The sequence below is a fragment of the Streptomyces sp. 2A115 genome, from assembly GCF_052245575.1.
In the GTDB taxonomy this organism is placed as follows: domain Bacteria; phylum Actinomycetota; class Actinomycetes; order Streptomycetales; family Streptomycetaceae; genus Streptomyces.
This window is the reverse complement of sequence record NZ_JBQQCG010000204.1, coordinates 1-2,000: the sequence shown is the minus strand read 5'-3', so window position 1 is coordinate 2,000 and position 2,000 is coordinate 1. Positions and strand designations below refer to the sequence as shown.

At 66.7% G+C, this 2,000-nt stretch carries 2 protein-coding genes; both read left to right on the top strand.

Annotated elements, in window-relative coordinates:
* Positions 1 to 265 precede the first annotated feature (265 nt).
* A complete protein-coding gene (gene kdpF / locus ACTWQR_RS55560; RefSeq protein WP_443234987.1) occupies positions 266 to 355 on the top strand; it encodes a K(+)-transporting ATPase subunit F in 90 nt (29 codons plus the stop codon).
* Between the two features lie 8 nt (positions 356 to 363).
* A partial coding sequence (gene kdpA / locus ACTWQR_RS55555; RefSeq protein ID WP_443234986.1) for a potassium-transporting ATPase subunit KdpA occupies positions 364 to 2,000 on the top strand: 1,637 nt, incomplete at its 3' end.

The window sequence follows — 2,000 nt, the reverse complement described above, 5'->3', positions numbered from 1 at the left end:
CCGGTGTGGGCCGTCGGCGTTCCCCGGGAGGAGCTGGTCCGGCACCCGCGGGGGAGTCCGGCGTATGGGTTCCGTCAAAAGCGTACGGGCCGCCGTATGGGAGGCGTCAACGGCGGCCCCATCGGGTCGGTGAGGGGCTTTCCTCTCCTTGTCCGTTGGATCCGAACCTCATCTAGGAGTTCGCGATGGCCGATCTGGCCTTCGTCGTCACCACGATTGCGGTCTTCGCGTTGGTGGCTCTCGTTGCCAAGGGGGTGACGAAGCTGTGAGTGCCGAGAACGTTGTCGGCCTGATCGTGGCCGTCGCCCTGCTGGGCTATCTCGTCCTCGCCCTGGTGTTCCCGGAGAGGTTCTGAGTCCTGATATGAGCCCCGTCCTCGCCGGAGTGTTCCAGCTGCTCGCGCTGATCGCGGCGCTGGCGCTGGCATACCGCCCGCTCGGCGACTACATGGCCCGGGTCTACTCCTCCGACAAGCACCTGCGTGTCGAGAAGTGGATCTACAAGGGCATCGGCGCCAACCCGAACACCGAGATGCGCTGGCCCGCCTATCTGCGCGGTGTCCTCGCCTTCTCCGCGGTGAGTGTTGTTTTCCTGTACCTGCTGCAGCGCGTGCAGGGCGGCCTGCCCGGCTCGCTGGGCTTCTCCTCGATCGACCCGGATCAGGCGTTCAACACCGCCGCCTCCTTCGTGTCGAACACCAACTGGCAGTCGTACTACGGCGAGCAGGCCATGGGCCATGTCGTGCAGACCGGCGGCCTGGCGGTGCAGAACTTCCTCTCCGCCGCGGTCGGGATCGCCGTCGCGGTGGCGCTCGTGCGAGGCTTCGCCCGCTCGCGGACCGGGGAACTGGGCAACTTCTGGGCCGACATGGTGCGTGGTGTCGTCCGCATCCTGCTGCCGCTCTCCGTGGTCGCCGCGATCGTGCTGGTGGCCTGCGGTGCCATCCAGAACTTCTCCGGGATTCACGAGGTCGGGCAGTTCATGGGCGGTTCGCAGGAGTGGAACGGTGGCGCGGTCGCCTCGCAGGAGGCCATCAAGGAGCTGGGTACCAACGGTGGTGGCTACTTCAACGCCAACAGCGCGCACCCCTTCGAGAACCCCAACGCGTTCTCCAACCTCTTCGAGATCTTCCTGATTCTGCTGATCCCGTTCGCGCTGACGCGGACCTTCGGCCGGATGGTCGGCTCGCTGCGGCAGGGGTACGCGATCCTCGCGACGATGGCGACCATCTGGGTCGCCTTCATCTGTCTGATGTGGTGGACCGAGTTCGCCCACCACGGCCCGGCGTTCGAGATCGCGGGCGGGGCGATGGAGGGCAAGGAGACCCGGTTCGGTATCGGCGCCTCGTCGATCTTCTCGATCTCCACGACGCTCACCTCGACCGGTGCGGTGGACTCCTTCCACTCGTCCAACACCGGCCTGGGCGGCGGGCTGAACCTGCTGGGCATGCAGCTCGGCGAGATCGCGCCCGGCGGTGTCGGCTCGGGCCTCTACGGGATGCTGATCATGGCGATCATCGCGGTGTTCATCGCCGGTCTGATGGTCGGCCGTACGCCCGAGTACCTGGGCAAGAAGATCGGCACGAGCCAGATCAAGCTGGCCGCCTGCTACATCCTCATCACCCCCGCGCTGGTGCTGATCTTCACCGCCGCGGCGATGGCGCTGCCGACTCCGGGCAACTCGATGACCAACAGTGGCGCGCACGGATTCTCCGAGATCCTCTACGCGTACACCTCGGGTGCCAACAACAACGGCTCGGCCTTCGCCGGTCTGAACGCGGACACGCAGTGGTTCAACACCACGATCGGTATCGCGATGCTGCTCGGGCGGTTCCTGCCGATGGTGTTCGTCCTGGCGCTGGCCGGCTCGCTCGCCGAGCAGCAGCCGGTGCCGGCCACCGCGGGCACGCTGCGCACCGAGAAGCCGCTGTTCACCGGGTTGTTGGTGGGCGCGATCCTGATCATCACCGGTCTGACCTACTTCCCGGCGCTGGCGCTGGG